Origin of the sequence: Nocardia sp. CDC160 (genome assembly GCF_035818795.1) — a bacterium.
In the GTDB taxonomy this organism is placed as follows: domain Bacteria; phylum Actinomycetota; class Actinomycetes; order Mycobacteriales; family Mycobacteriaceae; genus Nocardia.
Genome location: NZ_JAYKYT010000002.1, coordinates 745,638 through 765,190, shown reverse-complemented (window position 1 = coordinate 765,190; position 19,553 = coordinate 745,638). Strand labels below are relative to the sequence as shown.

Sequence of the window (19,553 nt, the reverse complement as noted above, 5' to 3'; positions counted from 1 at the left end):
GCAGTGAGGCATATCGCACAGTTGCATTGGGATGCGAAAACGTAACGGGCGCAGGTCTTCCGGATTTGCCCCGAATCAGCGATCCGGACTATCGCCGACCCGGCGACCCGGATTTGTCCGACTCCGCGACTCAGCGGGAACCCGTGGGCACCAACGGGACTGAACCCGTGGGTACCAGCGGTACCGCCGCCAAGGCGATCAGCGCCGCCAGCAGGTACGTGATCGGAAACCCGGCCGCGGTGATCAGCGCGCCGAAGGCCGGGGCGATCGCGGCCGCCGCCAGGTTCTGCCCGGTGTTCTGGATGCCCAGCCCGCGCCCCGACCAGTACGGACCGGCGATCTCGGCCACCGCCGTGAAGGCCAGCCCGTTGTCGGCCACCGTGATGACCGAGGCCGCCACCAGGATCGGGATGGCCGCCCACCACTGGTGCGCCCACGCCGCTACGGCCAAGGCGGACATGGAGATAACGGCCGCGATCGCCACCGTGCGCAGCGGCCGCAACCGGCTGCCGACCCGATCCGACCACATGCCCGCGCCGATTCGCCCAGCCGCGCCCAGGATTTGGGTGCCCGTCACCACCGCGCCCGCCGTCGCCAGCGACAGCCCGACATCGCGATGCAGCCACAGCAGCCCGAAGGTCCAGATGGTGGCCTGCGGCATGACCAGCAGAATCGACACGGCGTGAATGCGCCACAGCGTCGAATCCCCACGGTAGGGATTCACGGGACGTCCTGCGCCCCCGGTGGATTCGGGTCGCGGCGGATCCACAATCCCGATCAGGCAGCCGATCGCGGCCACCCCCGCCATGACCGCGGGCACCAGGACGGCCGTCGAGAAGCCGTGTGCCGCAGCGACGGCCGGGATCGTCAGGGCCCCGACGGCCACGCCCAGCGGCTGCGCGGTCTGCCGGATGCCCATGGCCAGCCCGCGCTGATGCTTCGGGAACCAGCCCACGATGACCCGTCCGCTGGCCCCATTGGTGCTGCCGCCGCCCGCACCGGCCAGGAACAGCAATGCCCCCAGCGCAACGTAGTTCGTGACGAAGGCCGCGGCCACGCCCGTCACGAACATCACCGCGGGACCGGCCACCAGCGCGGTGCGCTCGCCCACGTGATCGACGATCCAGCCCCACGCGATCAGCGTGCAGCACAGGCCGACCAGCGGCATCGCCACCAGCAGACCGGCCGTGGCCAGCGACAATCCGCGCTGGGTCAGGGACGGCAACAGGAAGGGCGCGCCATTGGTCATGACCGCGGTCGAGGTCTGGGCGAAGACGCCGAGGGCCAGCATGCTCCACCGTCGCGCCGCACCAATCTGTGTCACGGTGGTCATGACCCTCACCTCGCGTCTCACTATGTGGAACTGATGTCTTACTCTTTGAACATCGGCTCTTACGGTACACCTGAGGCGCAACGTGATTTCCGGGACGAGCTGTCAGTTTGCTCACACCCGCTCGCCGATCTTGGAGGGCGGCTGGCGGGCGGTGAGTTGCCTTGCGTATAAGTGCTTTCCACATCCGGGCGGAGTCGATGCGGGCCGGTATGCCGCCTCACGCCGCTCGGTCCCCGTGCCGTGAGCCCGCCGTCGCCCCGCTGTCACGCTCCGCCCCGCAGTCGGGCGCGTTCGGGCAGGTCGAAGCCGGTCGATAGGATGCCAACCATGCGCCTAGGTCGAGTTGCCAGCCCAGATGGAGTCGCTTTCGTCAGCATCGAAGGCGACGGTTCGGATGCCGTCGTTCGTGAAATCGCCGAACACCCGTTCGGCACCCCGACCTTCACCGGTCGCAGCTGGCCGCTCGCCGATGTGCGCCTGCTGGCCCCGATCCTCGCCAGCAAGGTGATCTGCATCGGCAAGAACTACGCCGCGCATGCCGAGGAAATGGGCGGTCCGGCCCCGGCCGACCCGGTCATCTTCATGAAGCCGAGCACCTCGATCCAGAGCCCCAACGCCCCGATCATCCTGCCGCCCAGCTCTTCTCAGGTCGACTACGAGGGCGAGCTGGCGATCGTGATCGGCCGCCCGTGCAAGGACGTGCACGCCGCCAAGGCCCACGAGGTGATCCTGGGCTACACCGTCGCCAATGACGTCACCGCCCGCGATCAGCAGCGCCACGACGGCCAGTGGACCCGCGCCAAGGGCTACGACACCTTCTGCCCGCTGGGCCCGTGGATCGAGACCTCCCTGGACCCTTCGGATCTGGAGATCCGGACCGAGGTCGACGGCGTGGAAAAGCAGCGCAGCCGCACTTCACTTCTGCTGCACGATATTCCGAAGCTGATCGAGTGGGTCACCGCCGTAATGACCTTGCTCCCCGGCGATGTCATCCTCACCGGCACGCCGGAGGGCGTCGGCCCGCTGCAGGCCGGTCAGACCGTCTCGGTGACCGTCTCCGGCATCGGCACCCTGTCCAATCCCGTTGCCGCCAAACGCTGAACACGGTGACCCTGAAACGAAAGAGAGCCATGACCGACGTCCGGGTACGTTTCTGCCCGTCGCCCACCGGCACACCGCATGTGGGTCTGGTCCGCACCGCCCTGTTCAACTGGGCCTTCGCGCGCCACCACGGCGGCACCTTCGTCTTCCGCATCGAAGACACCGACGCCGCACGCGATTCCGAGGAGTCCTACGCGGCCATCCTCGACGCCCTGCGCTGGCTCGGCCTGACCTGGGACGAGGGCCCGGAGGTCGGCGGACCCTACGCCCCCTACCGGCAGTCGCAGCGCCGCGACATCCACCTCGACGTGGTGCAGCGCCTGCTGGCCGCCGGGGAGGCCTACGAATCCTTCTCCACCCCTGAGGAAGTCGAGGCCCGGCACAAGGCCGCCGGTCGAGATCCCAAGCTGGGCTACGACAACTTCGACCGCGACCTGACCGACGAGCAGATCGCCGCCTACAAGGCCGAGGGCCGCCCCGCGGTGATCCGCCTGCGCATGCCCGACACCGACCTGTCCTGGCACGACCTGGTGCGCGGCGAGACCGCCTTCCGCGCGGGCGTGGTTCCCGATTTCGCGCTCACCCGCGGTAATGGTGATCCGCTCTATACGCTGGTCAACCCGGTCGACGACGCGATGATGAAGATCACCCACGTTTTGCGCGGCGAGGATTTGCTGTCCTCCACTCCGCGACAGCTGGCGCTCTACGAGTCGCTGAAACGGATCGGCGTCGCCGAGTTCACTCCGGAGTTCGGACACTTGCCCTTCGTGATGGGTCAGGGCAACAAGAAGTTGTCCAAGCGCGATCCGGAGTCGAATCTCTTCCATCACCGCGACCGCGGCTTCATTCCGGAGGGTTTGCTGAATTATCTGGCGCTGCTCGGCTGGAGCATCGCGGATGATCATGATGTGTTCTCCATGGCGGAGATGGTGGAAGCGTTCGATATCTCGAAAGTGAATTCGAATCCGGCTCGTTTCGATCAGAAGAAGGCCGACGCTCTCAACGCCGAACATATTCGACTGCTCACCCCCGGTGATTTTGCTCACCGGCTGCGCGAGTACCTCACCGGACACGGGCATATCGGGGCCGAGATCGACGAGAAGCTGTTCGAAACGGCGGCCGATCTCGTACAGACCCGGATCAAGGTTCTCGGCGATGCCTGGGATCTGCTGAAGTTCCTGTTCATCCGCCCGGAAGAGTTCGCCATCGACGAGGCCGCGAAGGCGAAGAATCTGAAAGCCGAGGCGGCCCCGGTATTGCAGGCCACGGTAAAGGCCCTCGAAGGCGTCGCGGAGTGGACCGCGGCCCCGCTCGAGGAAGCGCTGAAAACCGCGCTCATCGACGAGATGGGCCTCAAGCCGAACAAGGCGTTCGCGCCCGTGCGCGTCGCGGTGACCGGATCCCACATCAGCCCGCCGCTCTACGAGTCGCTGGAACTGCTGGGCCGCGAGGTCACCATGGACCGCTTGCGCGCGGCCCTGACCGAGATCGCCTAGAGAGTCCGAAATGATGCACAAACCGGCCTCTGACCAGCCGGTTTGTGTATCTACGGGAGGATGCTGCTAATCTTCTTCTCGGCCGGAAAGCGGTCAGGAACTTCCCCCGGGGAGAGCCTGAAAGCCCAGGTCAATGGGGTATGGTGTAATTGGCAACACAGCTGATTCTGGTTCAGCCATTCTAGGTTCGAGTCCTGGTACCCCAGCTGCGAGAACTCCGGTTCTCCATTCGAGTGCACCGGCGGTGGAAACCGCCGGGATCTCATCCTGGTCCCGTCGTCTAGCGGCCTAGGACGCCGCCCTCTCAAGGCGGTAGCGCGGGTTCAAATCCCGTCGGGACTACAAAGCGAAGGCCCCCAGCCAACCGGCTGGGGGCCTTCGCTTTTAGTCCAGCGGTGCCGCGGTCGTGCCGCCCTTGGGCATCGCGGGCAAACCGAGTTTGCGGTGATCCCAGCTGCGGATCCGTTCCGGCACCACGCGCACGGCAACCCGCTTGTTCAGCATGGCCTCCACGAACGGCTTGGCCTCCTCGCTGTAAGGCCCGGTATAGCGCTCCCACACGCTGATTCCCACCTTGAACAGCGCCTCGGGATCCTCGACGATCTCGCCGCGCCCCTCCAGGGAAATGCCGCGTAACTGGTCGTAGGTGTCGCCCGCTTCGATCATCACGGTGATACGCGGGTCGCGCCGCAGATTGACCGTCTTCTGGGCCTTGGCCTTGGTCTCGAACCAGATCTCGCCGTCGATGACGGCGTACCACATGGCCACCAGGTGCGGGGTGCCCGAAGCGCCCAGCGTGGCCATGGTGGCGATGCGGCTGCGCTCGATGAATTCGCGGATCTCCGCCTCGGACATCACGATCTGCGCGCGTTGATTAACTCCCATGGCGCGACTGTAGTTTACGGCGTATGGCCGTGGTCGCAGTGGCGGTGAGACGCGATGTGGCACACACCCGGCGGCGGTGAAACGAAAGCCCCCGCCGAGGCGTCGGCGGGGGCTGGGCGGCCGAAGCCGCTGAGGCTGTCGTGACGGCTGTTGTGGGGTCCCGGGGTCACCCGGGGTCCATCCCCGACCCGAAAGTCCGTTAGAGGCGCTTGTGGAGGGCGTCGGCGGCGGCCACCAGATCGGCGGCCCAGCGCGCGCCCGGGCGGCGGCCCATGCGGTCGATGGGGCCGGAGACCGAGACGGCCGCGATCACGCCGCCCGCGGCATCGCGCACCGGCGCGGACACGCTGGCCACACCGGCCGCGCGTTCGGCCGCGCTCTGTGCCCAGCCGCGGCGGCGGACCTCGGCCAGCGCCCGCTCGCCGAAGACGGCCTCGGGCAGGATCGTGCGCTGCAGCTCGGGATCGGCCCAGGCCAGCAGCACTTTCGCGGCCGAGCCCGCGGTCAACGGCATGCGCGCGCCGACCGGCACGGTGTCGCGCAGGCCCGCGTTCGGTTCCATGGCGGCCACGCAGACGCGGGCGTTCCCGTCGCGCCGGTAGAGCTGCACGCTCTCGCCGGTGATCTCGCGCAGGCGCGGCAGGATGGTGGAAGCGGCGTCCAACAGGGGATCGCTGGCGGTTGTCGCGAGTTCCGACAGGGCCGGGCCCGGCCGCCACAGGCCCTGGCTGTCGCGGGCCAGCATGCGATGGGTCTCCAGGCCCACGGCCAGGCGGTGCGCGGTGGCGCGGGGCAGGCCGGTACGGGCGCACAGATCGTTGAGGCCGCAGGGTTGCTCGGCTACGGCGTGCAGGACCGCCATGGCTTTGTCCAGAACCCCGATACCGCTATGCTGTCTCATAGAACGATATTAGCGTCTCGCATGTTGGGAATTGCAAACCAGCCGCCCGCGTCGGACGCGGCGTCGCTCGCCAGAGCGGCGCTATTGATCGCAAAAACAGTGCGAGCCCTCGCGTCCCCAGCCCGGGCGCGGGACTGTCTATCGAGAGGTGATGGAGATATGGCCGACCGGCCACGCACCCTGGCGGAGAAGGTCTGGGACCAGCATGTCGTCGTTCGCGGCACAGGCGAGGGCGAGAATCGCCAGCCCGACCTCATCTACATCGACCTGCACCTGGTGCACGAGGTCACGAGCCCGCAGGCGTTCGACGGCCTCCGGGCCGCGGGCCGCCCGGTGCGCCGCCCGGATCTCACCATCGCCACCGAGGACCACAATGTCCCGACGATCGATATCGACAAGCCGATCGCCGATCCGATTTCGCGCACACAGGTCGAAACCCTGCGTAAGAACTGCGAGGAATTCGGCATTCGCCTGCACCCCATGGGCGATCTCGACCAGGGCATCGTGCACGTGGTCGGCCCGCAGCTGGGTCTGACCCAGCCGGGAACCACGGTGGTGTGCGGTGATTCGCACACCTCCACCCACGGCGCGTTCGGTGCGCTGGCCATGGGCATCGGCACCTCGGAAGTGGAACACGTGCTGGCGACGCAGACTTTGTCGTTGCGCCCGTTCAAGACCATGGCCATCAATATCGACGGGCAGCTGCCCGCGGGCGTCACCTCCAAGGACGTGATCCTGGCGGTGATCGCGCAGATCGGTACCGGCGGCGGTCAGGGCTACGTGCTCGAATACCGCGGTGAGGCCGTGCGCTCCATGTCCATGGAGGCCCGGATGACCATGTGCAACATGTCGATCGAGGCCGGTGCCCGCGCGGGCATGGTCGCGCCCGACGAGGTCACCTACGAATTCCTGAAGGGGCGCCCGCACGCACCCCAGGGCGCGGATTGGGATGCCGCCGTGGCCGCTTGGGACGCCCTGAAGACCGATGACGGGGCCGTTTTCGACGCCGAGGTGCACATCGACGCCGCGTCGCTGACCCCGTTCGTCACCTGGGGCACCAACCCGGGACAGGGTGCGCCGCTGGGCGACTCGGTGCCGGATCCGGAGCAGATCTTCGACGAGAACGAGCGCGCGGCCGCCGAAAAGGCCCTGCAGTACATGGACCTGAAGCCGGGCACCCCGCTGCGCGAGGTCACCGTCGACACCGTTTTCGTGGGTTCGTGCACCAATGGCCGCATCGAGGATTTGCGTGCGGTCGCAGAGGTTCTGAAGGGTCGCAAGGTCGCGGACGGTGTACGCATGCTGATCGTGCCGGGCTCGATGCGGGTGCGGCTGCAGGCGGAAAACGAGGGTCTGGGCGAGATTTTCACCGCCGCGGGCGCGGAATGGCGGCAGGCCGGGTGCTCGATGTGCCTGGGCATGAACCCGGATCAGCTTTCCCCCGGTCAGCGCTGTGCCTCCACCTCGAACCGGAACTTCGAAGGGCGACAGGGCAAGGGCGGGCGCACGCACCTGGTCTCGCCGCTGGTCGCCGCGGCCACCGCGGTGCGCGGAACCCTGTCCTCACCTGCGGATCTGAACTGATCGCACGCTAGCGGCGGCCCAGATTCCGCCGCTCCCACAGACTCAGGAGAATCAACGATGGAAGCCTTCAAGGTCCACAAGGGGATCGGCGTTCCGCTGCGCCGATCCAATGTCGACACCGACCAGATCATTCCGGCGGTGTATCTGAAGCGCGTTACCCGAACGGGTTTCGAGGACGGCTTGTTCGCGGCGTGGCGGACGGATCCGAACTTCATTCTGAACACCGCGCCCTACAACCGGGGTAGTGTGCTGGTCGCTGGTCCGGATTTCGGTACCGGATCCTCACGTGAGCATGCAGTTTGGGCGTTGAAGGACTACGGGTTCCGGGTGGTGATCTCGTCCCGTTTCGCCGACATCTTCCGCGGGAACGCGGGCAAGGACGGGCTTCTGACGGCCCGGATGGCCCAGAGCGATGTGGAATTGCTCTGGAAGTTGCTCGAGGAACAGCCGGGTTTGGAATTGACGACCGACCTCGAGGCGCGAACCGTGTCGGCTGGAACGGTCGTGTTGCCGTTCGATATTGACGACTACACCCGGTGGCGTCTGCTGGAAGGGCTGGACGACATCGGCCTCACTCTGCGGCACGAGGCCGAGATCAGCCAGTTCGAAAACGCAAGGCCGACTTGGAAACCCGCTACCATTCCGGCCCGTATTTCGCAGACGTAATCATTGATGAGCGTTAGCTGAACGCCCTCAAACGGGGTAGCTGAGCGTGTGCCATGCGTCATGTATTTCCGCGTGGCACATAGACTCTTGCCGGGAAAGGGTTTACCGTGGTACCTAGTCGGTCCGACGACGGGCCATTAGTCTGCGGAGGATTCAATGAACAAGGCGGAACTGATCGATGTTCTGACCGAGAAGTTGGGTACTGACAGGCGCACCGCTACTGCTGCAGTCGAGCAGATGGTCGACACGATCGTGCGTGCTGTGAACAAAGGTCAGAGCGTCACCATCACGGGTTTCGGTGTCTTCGAACAGCGGAAGCGTGCTGCCCGGGTTGCTCGTAACCCGCGCACCGGCGAAACCGTCAAGGTGAAGCCGACTTCGGTGCCTGCCTTCCGTCCCGGTGCTCAGTTCAAGGCGATCATCGCTGGCAAGCAGAAGATCGCGTCGAGCGGCCCGGCCGTGAAGCGCGGTGTGGCTGCCCCGGTTTCGGGCAAGGCGGGTGCGAAGAAGACCACCGCCAAGAAGACGGCGAAGAAGGCCGCGACCAAGGCCCCGGCGAAGACCACCGCCAAGAAGGCCGCGTCGAAGGCACCTGCCAAGAAGGCCACCGCCAAGAAGACGGCCGCGAAGAAGACGGTCGCCAAGAAGACCCCGGCGAAGGCCACCGCGGCCAAGAAGTCCGCCGTCAAGAAGGCAGTCGCGAAGAAGACGACGGCCAAGGCCACCGCCAAGAAGACGGCCAAGAAGGCTCCCGCCAAGAAGACCGCGGCCAAGCGCACCGCGCGCCGGTAATACGGCCACAACCCGTCGCTGACGGGGGTTTTCGAGCAGGACGACATGTGAGACGGCCCGGCATCGCCGGGCCGTTTCGCATATCTGTGGGCCGATGGTGGATACGGCCGGGGGTGGAATCGCCTTGTCTGCGGGGGGATTCGCCCGGCCAGGGGCCGGTACGGCGGCGTTCCAAGGGTTTACGGCGGCCACTCGGTCCGAATGACAGCGGCCGACACTGCCCGCCGCCGGTCAGCGCTTGGGGAGCTCGGTGGGGGTGAGGGCGCGGTCGAGGTGGTCGGCGGCGACCAGGCGGCCCTGGTGGAAACTCAGCACCCAGACGCTGCCCTTGCGGTTGCGCGCCGGTGGCAGGCTGATTCCGTCCTCGGTGGCCCACCAGTCGAGGAGATCGGGAATCACCTTGCCCTGACTGCAGATCACCCGCACGGAGTCCTCGGAGACGAGGTCGCGGGCGCGTTTGCGGGCGGCGTCGGGCGCTGCCGCGTAACCGGATTCGGAGAACAGCGGCTCGAGGTCCACGTCCACGGCGAGCTTTTCCGCCAGCGGGGTCACGGTTTGGACACAGCGGACCGGTGGGGCCGAGACGATTTCGGCCGCGCCGAAGGCGAGCAGATTCGGCACCAGCGCGCGAGCCTGTGTGCGACCGGCCTTTTCGAGCGGGCGCTGGTCGTCGTCACCGGCGTAGCGGTCGCGACGACCGGCCTTGGCGTGCCGCACCAGCAGCAGATGCGTGGTATCCGCCGGTTGGCGAAGGAAATTGCGGACGATGGAGCGATCCATGGGGTAGGAGAGGGCGTCCATCACGGTGTCGAGGCGGCGCCAGTCCAACTCGTCGACCTCGGTATTGGATTCGAACTCCCCGTCGAGGACTCGGGCGGCCCAGTAGTCCACCCGCTTGAGTCTTCGATGCCCGGTGACCGGATAGGTCACGTGGCCCAGATAGCGCCCCAGACGCGAATTCAGGCCGGTTTCCTCGGCCACCTCGCGCACGGCCGTGATCATCGGCGTCTCACCGGGATCCAGCTTGCCCTTGGGCAGCGACCAGTCGTCGTATTTGGGCCGGTGCACGAGCGCGATCTCGAGCCCGCCGTCGGCGGCGGGCCGCCACAGCACCGCGCCCGCCGCGAGAATATTGGCGGCGACGCGGGGGTCGGCGAAATCGGCGGTGGGGTCGAACTGTGCCGGGCTCACTGGCGATCCGGACGTCGCAGCCGCATGAGGTACTCCTGGTGATCGCGAATCTCCTCGCCCGCGACCTCGCGATCGGGCTGGGCCTGCCAGCTGCCGTCCGGCCGGAGTACCCAGCAGCGGGTGGCGGGATCCATGGCGGAGTCGAAGATCGCGCCGAGGCGCTCGGCCAGTTTCGGATCCTTGACCTGTGCCAGGACTTCCACGCGCCGGTCGAGGTTGCGATGCATCATGTCGGCGGAGCCGATCCAGTATTCGTGCTGCGCCTGGAAGTGCAGGATGCGCGAATGTTCCAGGTAGCGGCCGAGAATCGAGCGCACGACAATATTGTCGCTCAGGCCGGGTACGCCGGGGCGCAGCCCGCAGATGCCGCGCACCACGATCTCCACCGGCACGCCCGCCTGCGAGGCCCGGTACAGCGCGTCGATGACCTGTTCGTCGACGATGGCGTTGGCCTTCAGCCGGATTCGCGCCGCTTCGCCCCGGCCCGCCAGTTCGATCTCGCGTTCGATGCGTTCCACGATGCCCGCGCGCACCCCGACGGGGGCGACCAGCAGGTTGCGGTAGTTGGCCTTTCGCGAGTACCCGGTCAGGGAGTTGAACAGGTCGGTCAGATCCGCGCCGATCTCCGGTGCGGCCGTGAGCAATCCGACGTCCTCGTACAGGCGCGCGGTCTTCGGGTTGTAATTGCCGGTGCCGATGTGGCAGTAGCGACGGATGGTGGCACCCTCGCGCCGCACCACCAGGCAGGTCTTGCAGTGCGTCTTCAGCCCGACCAGGCCGTAGACCACGTGCACGCCCGCTTGTTCCAGTGCCCGAGCCCATTTGATATTGGCCTGCTCGTCGAAGCGGGCCTTGATCTCGACCAGCGCGACCACCTGCTTGCCCGCCTCGGCGGCGTCGATGAGCGCGTTGACGATGGGCGAGTCACCGGAGGTGCGGTACAGGGTCTGCTTGATGGCCAGCACCTGCGGGTCGGCGGCGGCCTGTTCGATGAAGCGCTGCACGCTGGTGGAGAAGGAGTCGTAGGGGTGGTGCACCAGCACGTCGCCCTCGCGCAGGGCGGCGAAAACGTTTCGGGGCGTTTCGCGTTCGCCGAAGGCGGGCGGGGTGGCCGGGACGTAGGGGGCGTCCTTGAGATTGGGTCGATCCACGCCGTAGACCTGCCACAGGCACGACAGGTCGAGCAGGCCGGGCACCTGGATGACGTCGGCCGGATCCACATCCAGTTCGCGCAGCAGCAGATCGAGCATGTGCTCGGTCATGTCGTCGGAGACTTCCAGGCGCACCGGAGAGCCGAAGCGGCGGCGCGCCAGTTCGCGCTCGAGGGCCTGCAGCAGGTCCTCGTCGCGGTCCTCCTCGACCTCCAGGTCCGCATTGCGGGTGATCCGGAACGAATGCTGTTCCACCACTTCCATTCCCGGGAACAGCTGATCGAGATGCGCGGCGATCAACTCCTCCATGGGCAGGAAGGCGGCCACGGAGCCGCTCTGTCCCGCAGCGGAATCGCGGCCGGAGCCGTCGCGGCTCGGGGCGGTGGACCCGGCGGCGCGGCGCACCCGCACGAATCGATCTACGTTGTCAGGCACCTTCACTCGCGCGAAGTGCTCGCCGCCGGTGACCGAATCCTTCACCGTCACGGCGAGATTCAGACTCAGGCCGGAGATGTAGGGGAACGGGTGCGCCGGATCGACGGCCAGCGGGGTGAGGACCGGGAACACCTGATCCTGGAAATACCCGGACAGGCGCTGCTTTTCGGTGTCCTCCAGGTCGGCCCAGCGGATGATGGCGATGCCCTCGGCGGTCAGGGCGGGCAGCACGTCGTCGAGGAAGACGCGGGCGTGGCGCTCGGCGAGGTCCTGGGTGCGCACGGCGATCATCTCGAGCTGTTCGGTGGGGGACAGCCCGTCGGCGGAACGCACCGACAATCCGGTTTCCGCGCGGCGTTTCAGGCCCGCCACGCGGACCATGTAGAACTCGTCCAGATTCGAGGAGAAAATGGCGAGGAATTTGGCGCGCTCGAGAAGTGGCTGAGAATGGTCCTCGGCGAGGGCCAGCACGCGCGCGTTGAAATCGAGCCAGCTGAGTTCCCGGTTGACATACCGGTCCGCCGGGAGCGGCGTGACGGCGGTGGGCGGAGGGGTTGCCGCGGGCGGTGCCGCCGGTAGTAGCGGCGATTGCTTGACGGTATCCGTATCGCTCACTCTCACGATCATTCCTTATGTCGCGGGTGGGGTGCCGACCTGACACCGTCCATTGCAGCGCAGATCACGCGGCGTCAGCACAGTGAAGATCGGACTCGGTGCATATCTTCGGTTGCTCGACACGCCTGCGACACGCCGATTTCACGCAGGAGCGCGCCGGTGGCCTTCCCCACCCCGAGCGCGGCGGCGCGCTCCAGGTCCGCGGCGGTGTCCACGTCCTGCCGCAGTCCGGGCCAGTCGCCCAGCAGCTCCACCGCGCCGTCGGCGATGTGGCGGCGGGCGGAGTCCGGACCGAAAAGCGGGTTGAGCGCCGCACGCGGTGAATTGTTACGGTCGCCGCGCACCAGCAGTGCGACGGTGCCGCTGCCCTCGTGATCGGCGACCACCGAGCGGCGATGCCCGGTGCTCGCGAGCATGTCGGAGAGTTCGGCGCAGCGCAGCGCGGGCAGATCCGCTTGCAGGGCAAGCAGATCGACGGGACCGTGCCGATGCCGGATCGCGGCCGCGCCCGCGGCCAGGGCGGCGTTGAGCCCGCTGGTGTGCGGCGCACTGACCTCGGGTTCGGGATGCACGTGCGCGCCCAGCCCGCGGACCAGCTCGGAGACCATCGGATCCGGCGTCACCACGGTCACCGATGCGATGGCGCGCGTCGCGACCGCCGCGGTCACGGTGTCGGCGAGCATGGCCAGCACCAGCCGCGGCCGGTGTTCGGCGGGCAGCCCGGTGGAGAGCCGGGATTTGGCGAGTTCGAGACTCTTGACCGCGATGACCGCGTGCACGGCTGTGTCCACTATGCCCTCCGCTTCGCTCCGGCCGTGCGCATGCCCGAATCCTCCCACTCCAAGATGACGACCGTGTGAGCGGCTTCGGATTCCGGGAGGTGCGACACGCGGCGTGGCTCTCTTCACACCCGCTTATATTGGGCCCATGGCTAGGGCAGCGGTGTTGGGAGCGGGGTCATGGGGGACCGCGTTCGCGAAGGTATTGGCAGAGGCTGGAACCGAGACCACCATGTGGGCTCGGCGACCGGAGGTGGCGAAGGTCTTGGCCACCGAGCGTCGAAATCCGTGGTATCTGCCGGATGTCGCGCTGCCGCCCATGGGTGCCACCGATGATCCCGCGATCGCGCTCGACGGCGCCGACATCGTGGTGCTGGCCGTGCCCTCGCAGTCGCTGCGCGCGAATCTCGCGGCCTGGAAAGATCTGATTCCCGCCGACGCCACGCTGCTGAGCCTGGCCAAGGGCATCGAGACCGGAACGCTGCTGCGGATGAGCCAGGTCATCGCGGAGGTCTCCGGCGCGGATCCGAGTCGGGTGGCCGTGCTGTCGGGGCCGAATCTCTCGCACGAGATCGCCGCGGGCCAGCCCGCCGCGACCGTGGTCGCCTGCTCGGACGTGGCGCGGGCCGAGGCCGTCCAGCACGCTTGCGCCACCGGCTATTTCCGGCCGTACACCAATTCCGACGTGATCGGCTGCGAGATCGGCGGGGCCTGCAAGAACGTCATCGCGCTGGCCTGCGGCATCGCCTCGGGAATGGGATTGGGCGACAACTCGATTGCCACCCTCATCACCCGCGGGCTGGCCGAGATCATCCGGCTCGGTGTGGCGGTGGGCGCGGAGCCGGTCACCTTCGCGGGGCTGGCGGGCGTGGGTGATCTGGTGGCCACCTGCACCTCGCCGCTGTCGCGCAATCGCTCCTTCGGGCACGCGCTGGGCGCGGGCGGATCCATGGAGACCGCGCTCGAGGCGACTCATGGCCAGGTCGTCGAGGGTGTGAAGTCCTGCACATCGGTGCGGGCGCTGGCCGCCGCGCACGGCGTGGAGATGCCGCTGACCAATGCCGTGCACCAGGTGTGCCACGAGGGCATGTCGGCCGCCGAGGCGGTCGGACAGCTGCAGGGCCGCCGCCTCAAATCGGAATGAGCTACCGCGCGGTACGGGGCGAGTCCGTCGCGGGGCGGGACGACCGCGTAACACTGCCGCCACAATCGACCGGATAGGGTTCGGGGCATGACCAACAGGACCAGGGTGGCGGTGGTGTTCGGCGGCCGCAGCAACGAGCACGGGGTGTCGTGTGTTTCGGCACGCACCGTGCTGGCGAGCCTCGATCCCGAACGGTACGAGGCGGTTCCGATCGGGATCACGCGCGAGGGCACCTGGGTGCTCGGCGACGCCGATCCTCGCGCGCTCACCGCGCGCGACCGCGCGCTACCCACGGTCGACGAATCCGGCACGGCGCTGGTCCTGGCCGCCGACCCCTCCCGCGCGGGCGCGCTGGTGCCCCTCGACAGCAAGGCCGACGTGCTGGGCAGCGTGGACGTGGTGTTCCCGGTGCTGCACGGCGCGTTCGGCGAGGACGGGACGCTGCAGGGTCTGCTGGAGCTGGCCGAGCTGCCCTATGTCGGTCCGGGTGTGCTGGCCAGTGCGGCCGGAATGGACAAGGAGTTCACCAAGAAACTCCTTGCGGCCGAGGGACTTCCGATCGGCGTGCAGGTGGTGCTGCGACCGGGCGTGGCGACGGTGGCCGAGGCCGACCGCGAGCGCCTGGGGCTGCCGGTGTTCGTGAAGCCCGCCCGCGGCGGGTCCTCCATCGGAATCACCAAGGTGGACCGGTGGGACGATCTCGACGCCGCCATCGCCGTTGCGCGCGAACACGATCCGAAGGTGATCGTGGAGGCCGGGATCGTGGGCCGCGAAGTCGAGTGCGGCGTACTGGAATTCCCGGACGGCCGGGTGGAAGCCAGTGTGGTGGCGGAGATTCGGATGCCCGAGGACAACGGCGACGCGCCCGATTTCTACGACTTCGACACCAAGTACCTCGACGACGTGTGCGAGTTCGACGTCCCCGCCAAGCTGGACGACGATGTGTCCCAAGAGATTCGGGAGCTCGCGGTACGTGCCTTCCGGGCGCTGGACTGCCAGGGGCTGGCCCGCGTCGACTTCTTCGTGACCGCCGACGGCCCGGTCATCAACGAGATCAACACCATGCCCGGCTTCACCTCGATCTCCATGTACCCGCGCATGTGGGAGGCCACCGGGATCGACAATCGAACCCTGGTGAGCACCCTCATCGAGACGGCGCTCGCCCGCGGCACCGGCCTGCGCTAGGACGGGTGGGAATCAGCCTTCGGGCTGACGGCAGGCGTCCGGGCCGGGCGTAGCCTCGATGAGGTGATCGTGGCTATGACGATTCCCGGCCTGGCATTGCTGATCATCGTGGTGGCCTTCGCCGATGTGGCCTATCGCCGGGTGACCGGGCGCACCGCGCTGCCGTGGATGCGCAACGAGGAGAACCGCAGGGCCGCGGCCATCGGGCTGGAGCAGTTCGACGCCGCGTTCAACTCGGCCAAGCGGCACGAGATGGAGCAGCGGCACTCGGTGCTCATGCATCGGGAGAATCCCGGCGACGGGGACGAGGGTGTGGACATCGATCTCACCGCCGGGAAGGCCACCCTGCGCAAGCTCTGACAGGCCCGAGCACGGGTCCGTCAGGATATATCTTGCGTCAGTTCGGAATCGGGTTCGGGTCGATCGGCTTGGCCGGGATCGCCTTGGTGATGGCGTCGGAAACCTCTTGCAGCGGAGTCGCTCCGGCATTGTCGGGCTGGGTCAGCGCGATATAGGTCCCGCGGTCGACCGCCCACCAGGTGCCGGAGGTGACACCGCTGGTCTGATCACGCACCTCGAACCAGTTGACGCCGTTCACGACCTGCAGCGGCGAGGCCTTGGTGAATTCCTGCGGGCGATCCAGGCCACAGCGCACCACGATCGGGTCGCCGCCGTCGGGCAGCTGCCACGCCTTGGTCGCGGGCGGAGCGGGCTGCATCAGCTCGGAGGTGGTGTAGTCGCCGATCGTGCCGGGCAGCGCGGGCAGGAGCGCCGAGCACTCCGGGCTGGAGGCGGCGGGCGCCGGAACCGCGCCCAGCGCCAGCGGATCCCGGCTGTGATGCCGGTTGGCGAGCACACCCATGACCAGCACGCCGACCACCAGCGCGACGGGCAGCGCGACCGCGGTGGCGATGAGGGCGGGGGAGCGGCGGACGCCGAAGTCGTCCGAGTCCGCGGCGTCCGACTCGGCCTTTTCAGCGCCGGTGGCGTTGTCGGCATCGGCGGGCTCGGTGGCCTCGGTGTCGGCGAGCTTCGTATCGGCGAGCTCTGCGTCGGTGCTTTCCGGCTTGGTCTCGGGCTCGCTGCCGCGGGTGTCGTTGCTCATCGGCATCGAGGGTACCGTCGAGCGGTCAGCCGCCCGCATCACACTCACCGCGAAGGAGACCGCCATCACCGCCAGCAACAGGCCGCAGGCCGATTCCCCGGGCGCTCCGCAGGTTTCCCCGGGCGCTGCGGAGGTCTCCCCAGGCGCTGCGGCGGTCCAGCCCGCGCGCACGGTCGGTGAGCTCGGGGAATTCGGGCTCATCGCGCTGGTGAACGCGGGTCGTACGCACACCCCGGGCGTGCTGCTCGGGCCCGGTGACGATGCCGCGGTGATCGCCGCGCCCGAGGGGCGGTTCGTGGTGACCACCGACATGCTGGTGCAGGACCGGCACTTCCGCACCGATTGGTCAAGTCCCATGGACATCGGACGCAAGGCGATCGCGCAGAACGCCGCGGACGTGGTGGCCATGGGCGCGGTGCCGAGCGGGTTCGTGGTCGGGCTCGGGTGCCCGTCGGAGACGCCGGTGGAGTTCGTGCGCGAACTGGCGGACGGCATGTGGGCCGAGGCCGGTCGGGCCGGGGCGTCCATTGCCGGGGGCGATATGGTCCGCAGCCCGATGCTGATCATCTCGGTGACGGCGTTCGGGGATCCGCGCCGGGCTCCGATCCGGCTGTCGGGTGCGCGGCCGGGTGACGTGGTGGCCGTGGCCGGGAAGCTGGGCTGGTCGGGTGCGGGCCTGGCGGTGCTCTCCGCCGGGGCCGATCACGCGTACGCCGGGGCCGATGACCCGCACGCCGGGGAGCTGGTCGAGGAATTCGCGGATGTGGTTGCCGCGCATCGGGTTCCGCAGCCGCCGTACCACGCCGTGCTGGATCTGCCCGACACCGCCGAGATCACCGCGCTCACCGATGTCAGTGACGGTTTGCTCGCCGATCTCGGACATATCGCCGAATCCTCCGGCGTGGCCATCGATCTGGACACCGCGACCCTGGCCGCCCCCGAATTGGAGGCGGTCGGCAAGGCCCTGGGCGTCAACCCCCTTGACTGGATTCTGGCGGGCGGCGAAGACCACGCGTTCGCAGCGACTTTCGCCGATTCGGGCGATTTGCCCGAGGGCTGGGTCCGCATCGGACAGGTTCGCCCAGGCTCCGGCGTGACGGTCGACGGCACCCCCCGAACCGGACTCGGCGGTTGGGAATCCTTCTCTTAGACGGGGCCGCTTACGCGATGAAACTCGACACGATAAGTTTTCCCGACATGGGTGCGAAACCACTGTCGGAAGTCATCGATACGGGCTGGGCCGAGGCCCTCGAACCGGTGGCCGACCGCATTGCCGCGATGGGCGAGTTCCTGCGCAACGAAAACGCCGAGGGGCGTGGCTATCTCCCCAAGGGGGAGCATGTGCTGCGGGCCTTCCAGCGGCCGTTCGACAAGGTCCGGGTGCTCATCGTGGGCCAGGATCCGTATCCGACGCCGGGGCATCCGGTGGGGCTGAGTTTCTCGGTGGCCCCGGATGTTTCGCCCATTCCGCGCAGTTTGTCCAATATCTATTCGGAGCTGACCAAGGATCTCGGCCTGCCCATGCCGTCCAATGGCGATCTGTCGCCGTGGTGCGATCAGGGCGTGCTCATGCTCAACCGAGTGCTGACGGTGCAGCCGGGCCAGCCTGCCTCGCATCGCGGCAAGGGCTGGGAAGCGGTGACCGAGCAGGCAATTCGCGCGCTCGTTGCCCGGGATCAGCCGCTGGTGGCGATTCTGTGGGGCCGCGACGCCTCAACCCTGAAGCCGATGCTGGGCAATACGCCCTACATCGAATCCGCCCATCCCTCACCGCTGTCGGCTTCGCGAGGATTCTTCGGTTCTCGCCCATTCTCCCGAACCAACGAATTGCTGGGTACATTAGGTGCCGCGCCGGTGGACTGGCGTCTGCCGTAGTGCGAACCCCGATGACCTGATTCAGGAGCATGTGTATGCAGAACAAGACTGCCCGTGGTGTTTTCGTTGCGCTGGCCGCCGGTGCGGCGCTGGCCGCGGCCCCGGCCGTGGCCAATGCCGAGGGCCTGCCGCTGGAGAACTACACCCCCGACACCACGCACCAGACGGTTCAGCCCGTGGGCAGCCTGTTCGACACCAACAGTGTGAGCGGACTGTCGTCGAATGTGACCTCGCGCCTGGCGTGCGTGGTGCAGTCGATCAGCCAGCAGGTGGATTGCCTCAACGGCGCGGCCTAGGGATCAGCGCCGGGTGGTTTTTCCAGCCCGTCGGGGACCCGGCGCACCATCCGCACTTGGATTGCGGGAGTGAAGGCTTCGACTCGGCGTGCCCCGTCGAGTTCGAAGCCGTACTTCTTGTAGAAGGCCTGTGCGCGCGGGTTCTCCTCGAAGACCCACAGCGAGGTGTCGGCCTCGTCGGAGAGCACCGCGGCCATCAAATCGTGGGCGATGCCGGTGCCGTAGTAGGCGGCTCGCACATACATCGCATTGAGTTCCCGTGGCGTGGGCGAGTTCTCCTCGCTCGACGGACCGCCCGCCGCGAATCCCACCACGGTCTCGTCGATCAGGGCGACGTGGACCTGTCCCGGATATTTGATCCGGATGCGTTCCCAGGCCGCCGCGCGCTGCCCGACATCGAAGGCGTCCAGCAGGTGCCGCGGCACCAGATCCCGGTAGGCCTCACGCCAGCAGGCGATATGGCATTCGGCCATGCCGTGGACATGCTCGGGCGCGAGCGGAACCACCTGCCACCGACTCATGCCCACCCCTGAAGTGCTCGGTCCGGGAACGACAAAAGCCCCGGCTCACCCAATTCTGGGTGCCGGGGCCTTCGACGAAAAGCTATCAGCCGCGAACGACCTTGCCCGCCTTCAGGCAGGAGGTGCAGACATTCATGCGGCGGGTGTTGCCCGGGGCAACCTGGGCGCGCACGGTCTGGATGTTCGGGTTCCAGCGACGGTTGGTGCGCCGGTGCGAGTGCGAAACCGACTTACCGAAGCCGGGGCCCTTGGCGCAGACGTCACAGACGGCAGCCATAGTCGCGAGCTCCTTCATGTCATAGTGGGACGCGCTGCACGGTGCACAGCGTGTCCGAAAGCTTATGTCTTGGACGTACCTACCAGCTAATCGCTGGTCAACGCGGGCCGATACCTGAGAGGGCAGGACCGTGCCTGCGTGAGGCAACCGCACAAGAGTAGCCAACCGCGCCCGGGCGTGTCCAATTGGGTCCCCGGCACCCGTCGCGTATGCACCGTACG

20 protein-coding genes and 2 tRNA genes are annotated in these 19,553 nt (G+C 67.6%); 13 read left to right on the top strand and 9 right to left on the bottom strand.

Annotated elements, in window-relative coordinates:
• Positions 1–130: 130 nt before the first annotated feature.
• Positions 131–1,333, bottom strand: a complete 1,203-nt coding sequence (locus VMT40_RS10985) for an MFS transporter (protein WP_326357868.1) — start codon at positions 1,331–1,333, stop codon at positions 131–133.
• 327 nt (positions 1,334–1,660) lie between these two features.
• Here VMT40_RS10985 and VMT40_RS10980 point away from each other — a divergent pair, with 327 nt between their 5' ends.
• From VMT40_RS10980 to VMT40_RS10965, 4 genes are all read left to right on the top strand, one after another.
• Entirely contained in the window at positions 1,661–2,434 is a 774-nt protein-coding gene (locus VMT40_RS10980; protein WP_326357867.1) for a fumarylacetoacetate hydrolase family protein, read from the top strand.
• Between the two features lie 29 nt (positions 2,435–2,463).
• The gene (gene gltX / locus VMT40_RS10975; protein WP_326357866.1) at positions 2,464–3,930 is read left to right on the top strand and encodes a glutamate--tRNA ligase; all 1,467 of its coding nucleotides are present in this window, start codon (positions 2,464–2,466) and stop codon (positions 3,928–3,930) included.
• 134 nt (positions 3,931–4,064) lie between these two features.
• Positions 4,065–4,136 (top strand) — tRNA-Gln (locus VMT40_RS10970).
• A 63-nt stretch (positions 4,137–4,199) separates the two neighbouring features.
• Positions 4,200–4,272, top strand: a tRNA-Glu gene (locus VMT40_RS10965).
• Positions 4,273–4,314: 42 nt separating this feature from the next.
• On the opposite strand, the gene VMT40_RS10960 is transcribed toward VMT40_RS10965, so the two are convergent.
• Together VMT40_RS10960 and VMT40_RS10955 are read right to left on the bottom strand one after the other, a co-directional pair.
• On the bottom strand, positions 4,315–4,815 hold the full coding sequence (locus VMT40_RS10960) for a pyridoxamine 5'-phosphate oxidase family protein (RefSeq protein ID WP_326357865.1): 501 nt from the start codon (positions 4,813–4,815) through the stop codon (positions 4,315–4,317).
• A 199-nt stretch (positions 4,816–5,014) separates the two neighbouring features.
• The gene (locus tag VMT40_RS10955) at positions 5,015–5,716 is read right to left on the bottom strand and encodes an IclR family transcriptional regulator (RefSeq protein ID WP_326357864.1); all 702 of its coding nucleotides are present in this window, start codon (positions 5,714–5,716) and stop codon (positions 5,015–5,017) included.
• Positions 5,717–5,875: 159 nt separating this feature from the next.
• Between VMT40_RS10955 and leuC the strand changes: the two genes are divergently transcribed.
• The 3 genes from leuC to VMT40_RS10940 all read left to right on the top strand — a co-directional run bounded on the left by leuC (position 5,876) and on the right by VMT40_RS10940 (position 8,758).
• A complete protein-coding gene (leuC, locus tag VMT40_RS10950) occupies positions 5,876–7,300 on the top strand; it encodes a 3-isopropylmalate dehydratase large subunit (RefSeq protein ID WP_326357863.1) in 1,425 nt (474 codons plus the stop codon).
• Between the two features lie 57 nt (positions 7,301–7,357).
• Positions 7,358–7,966: a 3-isopropylmalate dehydratase small subunit gene (gene leuD / locus VMT40_RS10945; RefSeq protein WP_326308992.1), complete on the top strand. Its 609-nt coding sequence runs from the start codon at positions 7,358–7,360 to the stop codon at positions 7,964–7,966.
• 156 nt (positions 7,967–8,122) lie between these two features.
• The gene (locus VMT40_RS10940; protein ID WP_326357862.1) at positions 8,123–8,758 is read left to right on the top strand and encodes an HU family DNA-binding protein; all 636 of its coding nucleotides are present in this window, start codon (positions 8,123–8,125) and stop codon (positions 8,756–8,758) included.
• Positions 8,759–8,989: 231 nt separating this feature from the next.
• Here the strand turns inward: VMT40_RS10940 and VMT40_RS10935 are convergent, their stop codons facing one another.
• The 3 genes from VMT40_RS10935 to cofC form a co-directional block, all read right to left on the bottom strand.
• Complete coding sequence (locus VMT40_RS10935; RefSeq protein ID WP_326357861.1) at positions 8,990–9,949, bottom strand: NUDIX hydrolase; 960 nt, start codon at positions 9,947–9,949, stop codon at positions 8,990–8,992.
• A complete protein-coding gene (locus VMT40_RS10930; RefSeq protein ID WP_326357860.1) occupies positions 9,946–12,162 on the bottom strand; it encodes an RNA degradosome polyphosphate kinase in 2,217 nt (738 codons plus the stop codon). The genes VMT40_RS10935 and VMT40_RS10930 overlap by 4 nt, the downstream gene beginning before the upstream one ends.
• A gap of 62 nt (positions 12,163–12,224) precedes the next feature.
• The gene (gene cofC, locus VMT40_RS10925) at positions 12,225–12,944 is read right to left on the bottom strand and encodes a 2-phospho-L-lactate guanylyltransferase (RefSeq protein WP_326358574.1); all 720 of its coding nucleotides are present in this window, start codon (positions 12,942–12,944) and stop codon (positions 12,225–12,227) included.
• 133 nt (positions 12,945–13,077) lie between these two features.
• Between cofC and VMT40_RS10920 the strand changes: the two genes are divergently transcribed.
• The 3 genes from VMT40_RS10920 to VMT40_RS10910 all read left to right on the top strand — a co-directional run bounded on the left by VMT40_RS10920 (position 13,078) and on the right by VMT40_RS10910 (position 15,618).
• A complete protein-coding gene (locus VMT40_RS10920; protein ID WP_326357859.1) occupies positions 13,078–14,073 on the top strand; it encodes an NAD(P)H-dependent glycerol-3-phosphate dehydrogenase in 996 nt (331 codons plus the stop codon).
• Positions 14,074–14,160: 87 nt separating this feature from the next.
• Positions 14,161–15,258, top strand: coding sequence for a D-alanine--D-alanine ligase family protein (locus VMT40_RS10915; protein ID WP_326357858.1), 1,098 nt, complete (start codon positions 14,161–14,163; stop codon positions 15,256–15,258).
• Positions 15,259–15,333: 75 nt separating this feature from the next.
• Positions 15,334–15,618, top strand: coding sequence for a DUF6191 domain-containing protein (locus tag VMT40_RS10910; protein ID WP_326357857.1), 285 nt, complete (start codon positions 15,334–15,336; stop codon positions 15,616–15,618).
• Between the two features lie 37 nt (positions 15,619–15,655).
• Here VMT40_RS10910 and VMT40_RS10905 read toward each other — a convergent pair whose 3' ends face one another.
• Positions 15,656–16,363: a DUF3515 domain-containing protein gene (locus VMT40_RS10905; RefSeq protein WP_326357856.1), complete on the bottom strand. Its 708-nt coding sequence runs from the start codon at positions 16,361–16,363 to the stop codon at positions 15,656–15,658.
• Here VMT40_RS10905 and VMT40_RS10900 point away from each other — a divergent pair.
• From VMT40_RS10900 to VMT40_RS10890, 3 genes are read left to right on the top strand one after another with little or no spacing between them, the layout of a single operon-like run.
• Positions 16,350–17,513, top strand: a complete 1,164-nt coding sequence (locus VMT40_RS10900; protein WP_326357855.1) for a thiamine-phosphate kinase — start codon at positions 16,350–16,352, stop codon at positions 17,511–17,513. The genes VMT40_RS10905 and VMT40_RS10900 overlap by 14 nt on opposite strands.
• Positions 17,514–17,560: 47 nt before the next feature.
• Entirely contained in the window at positions 17,561–18,238 is a 678-nt protein-coding gene (locus tag VMT40_RS10895) for a uracil-DNA glycosylase (RefSeq protein WP_326308982.1), read from the top strand.
• A 35-nt stretch (positions 18,239–18,273) separates the two neighbouring features.
• Entirely contained in the window at positions 18,274–18,534 is a 261-nt protein-coding gene (locus VMT40_RS10890; protein WP_120737407.1) for a hypothetical protein, read from the top strand.
• Here VMT40_RS10890 and VMT40_RS10885 read toward each other — a convergent pair.
• A complete protein-coding gene (locus tag VMT40_RS10885; protein WP_326357854.1) occupies positions 18,531–19,055 on the bottom strand; it encodes a GNAT family N-acetyltransferase in 525 nt (174 codons plus the stop codon). The two genes, VMT40_RS10890 and VMT40_RS10885, sit on opposite strands and share 4 nt — an antisense overlap.
• A gap of 85 nt (positions 19,056–19,140) precedes the next feature.
• Positions 19,141–19,332, bottom strand: coding sequence for a 50S ribosomal protein L28 (gene rpmB / locus VMT40_RS10880; RefSeq protein ID WP_011210730.1), 192 nt, complete (start codon positions 19,330–19,332; stop codon positions 19,141–19,143).
• Between the last annotated feature and the right edge of the window lie 221 nt (positions 19,333–19,553).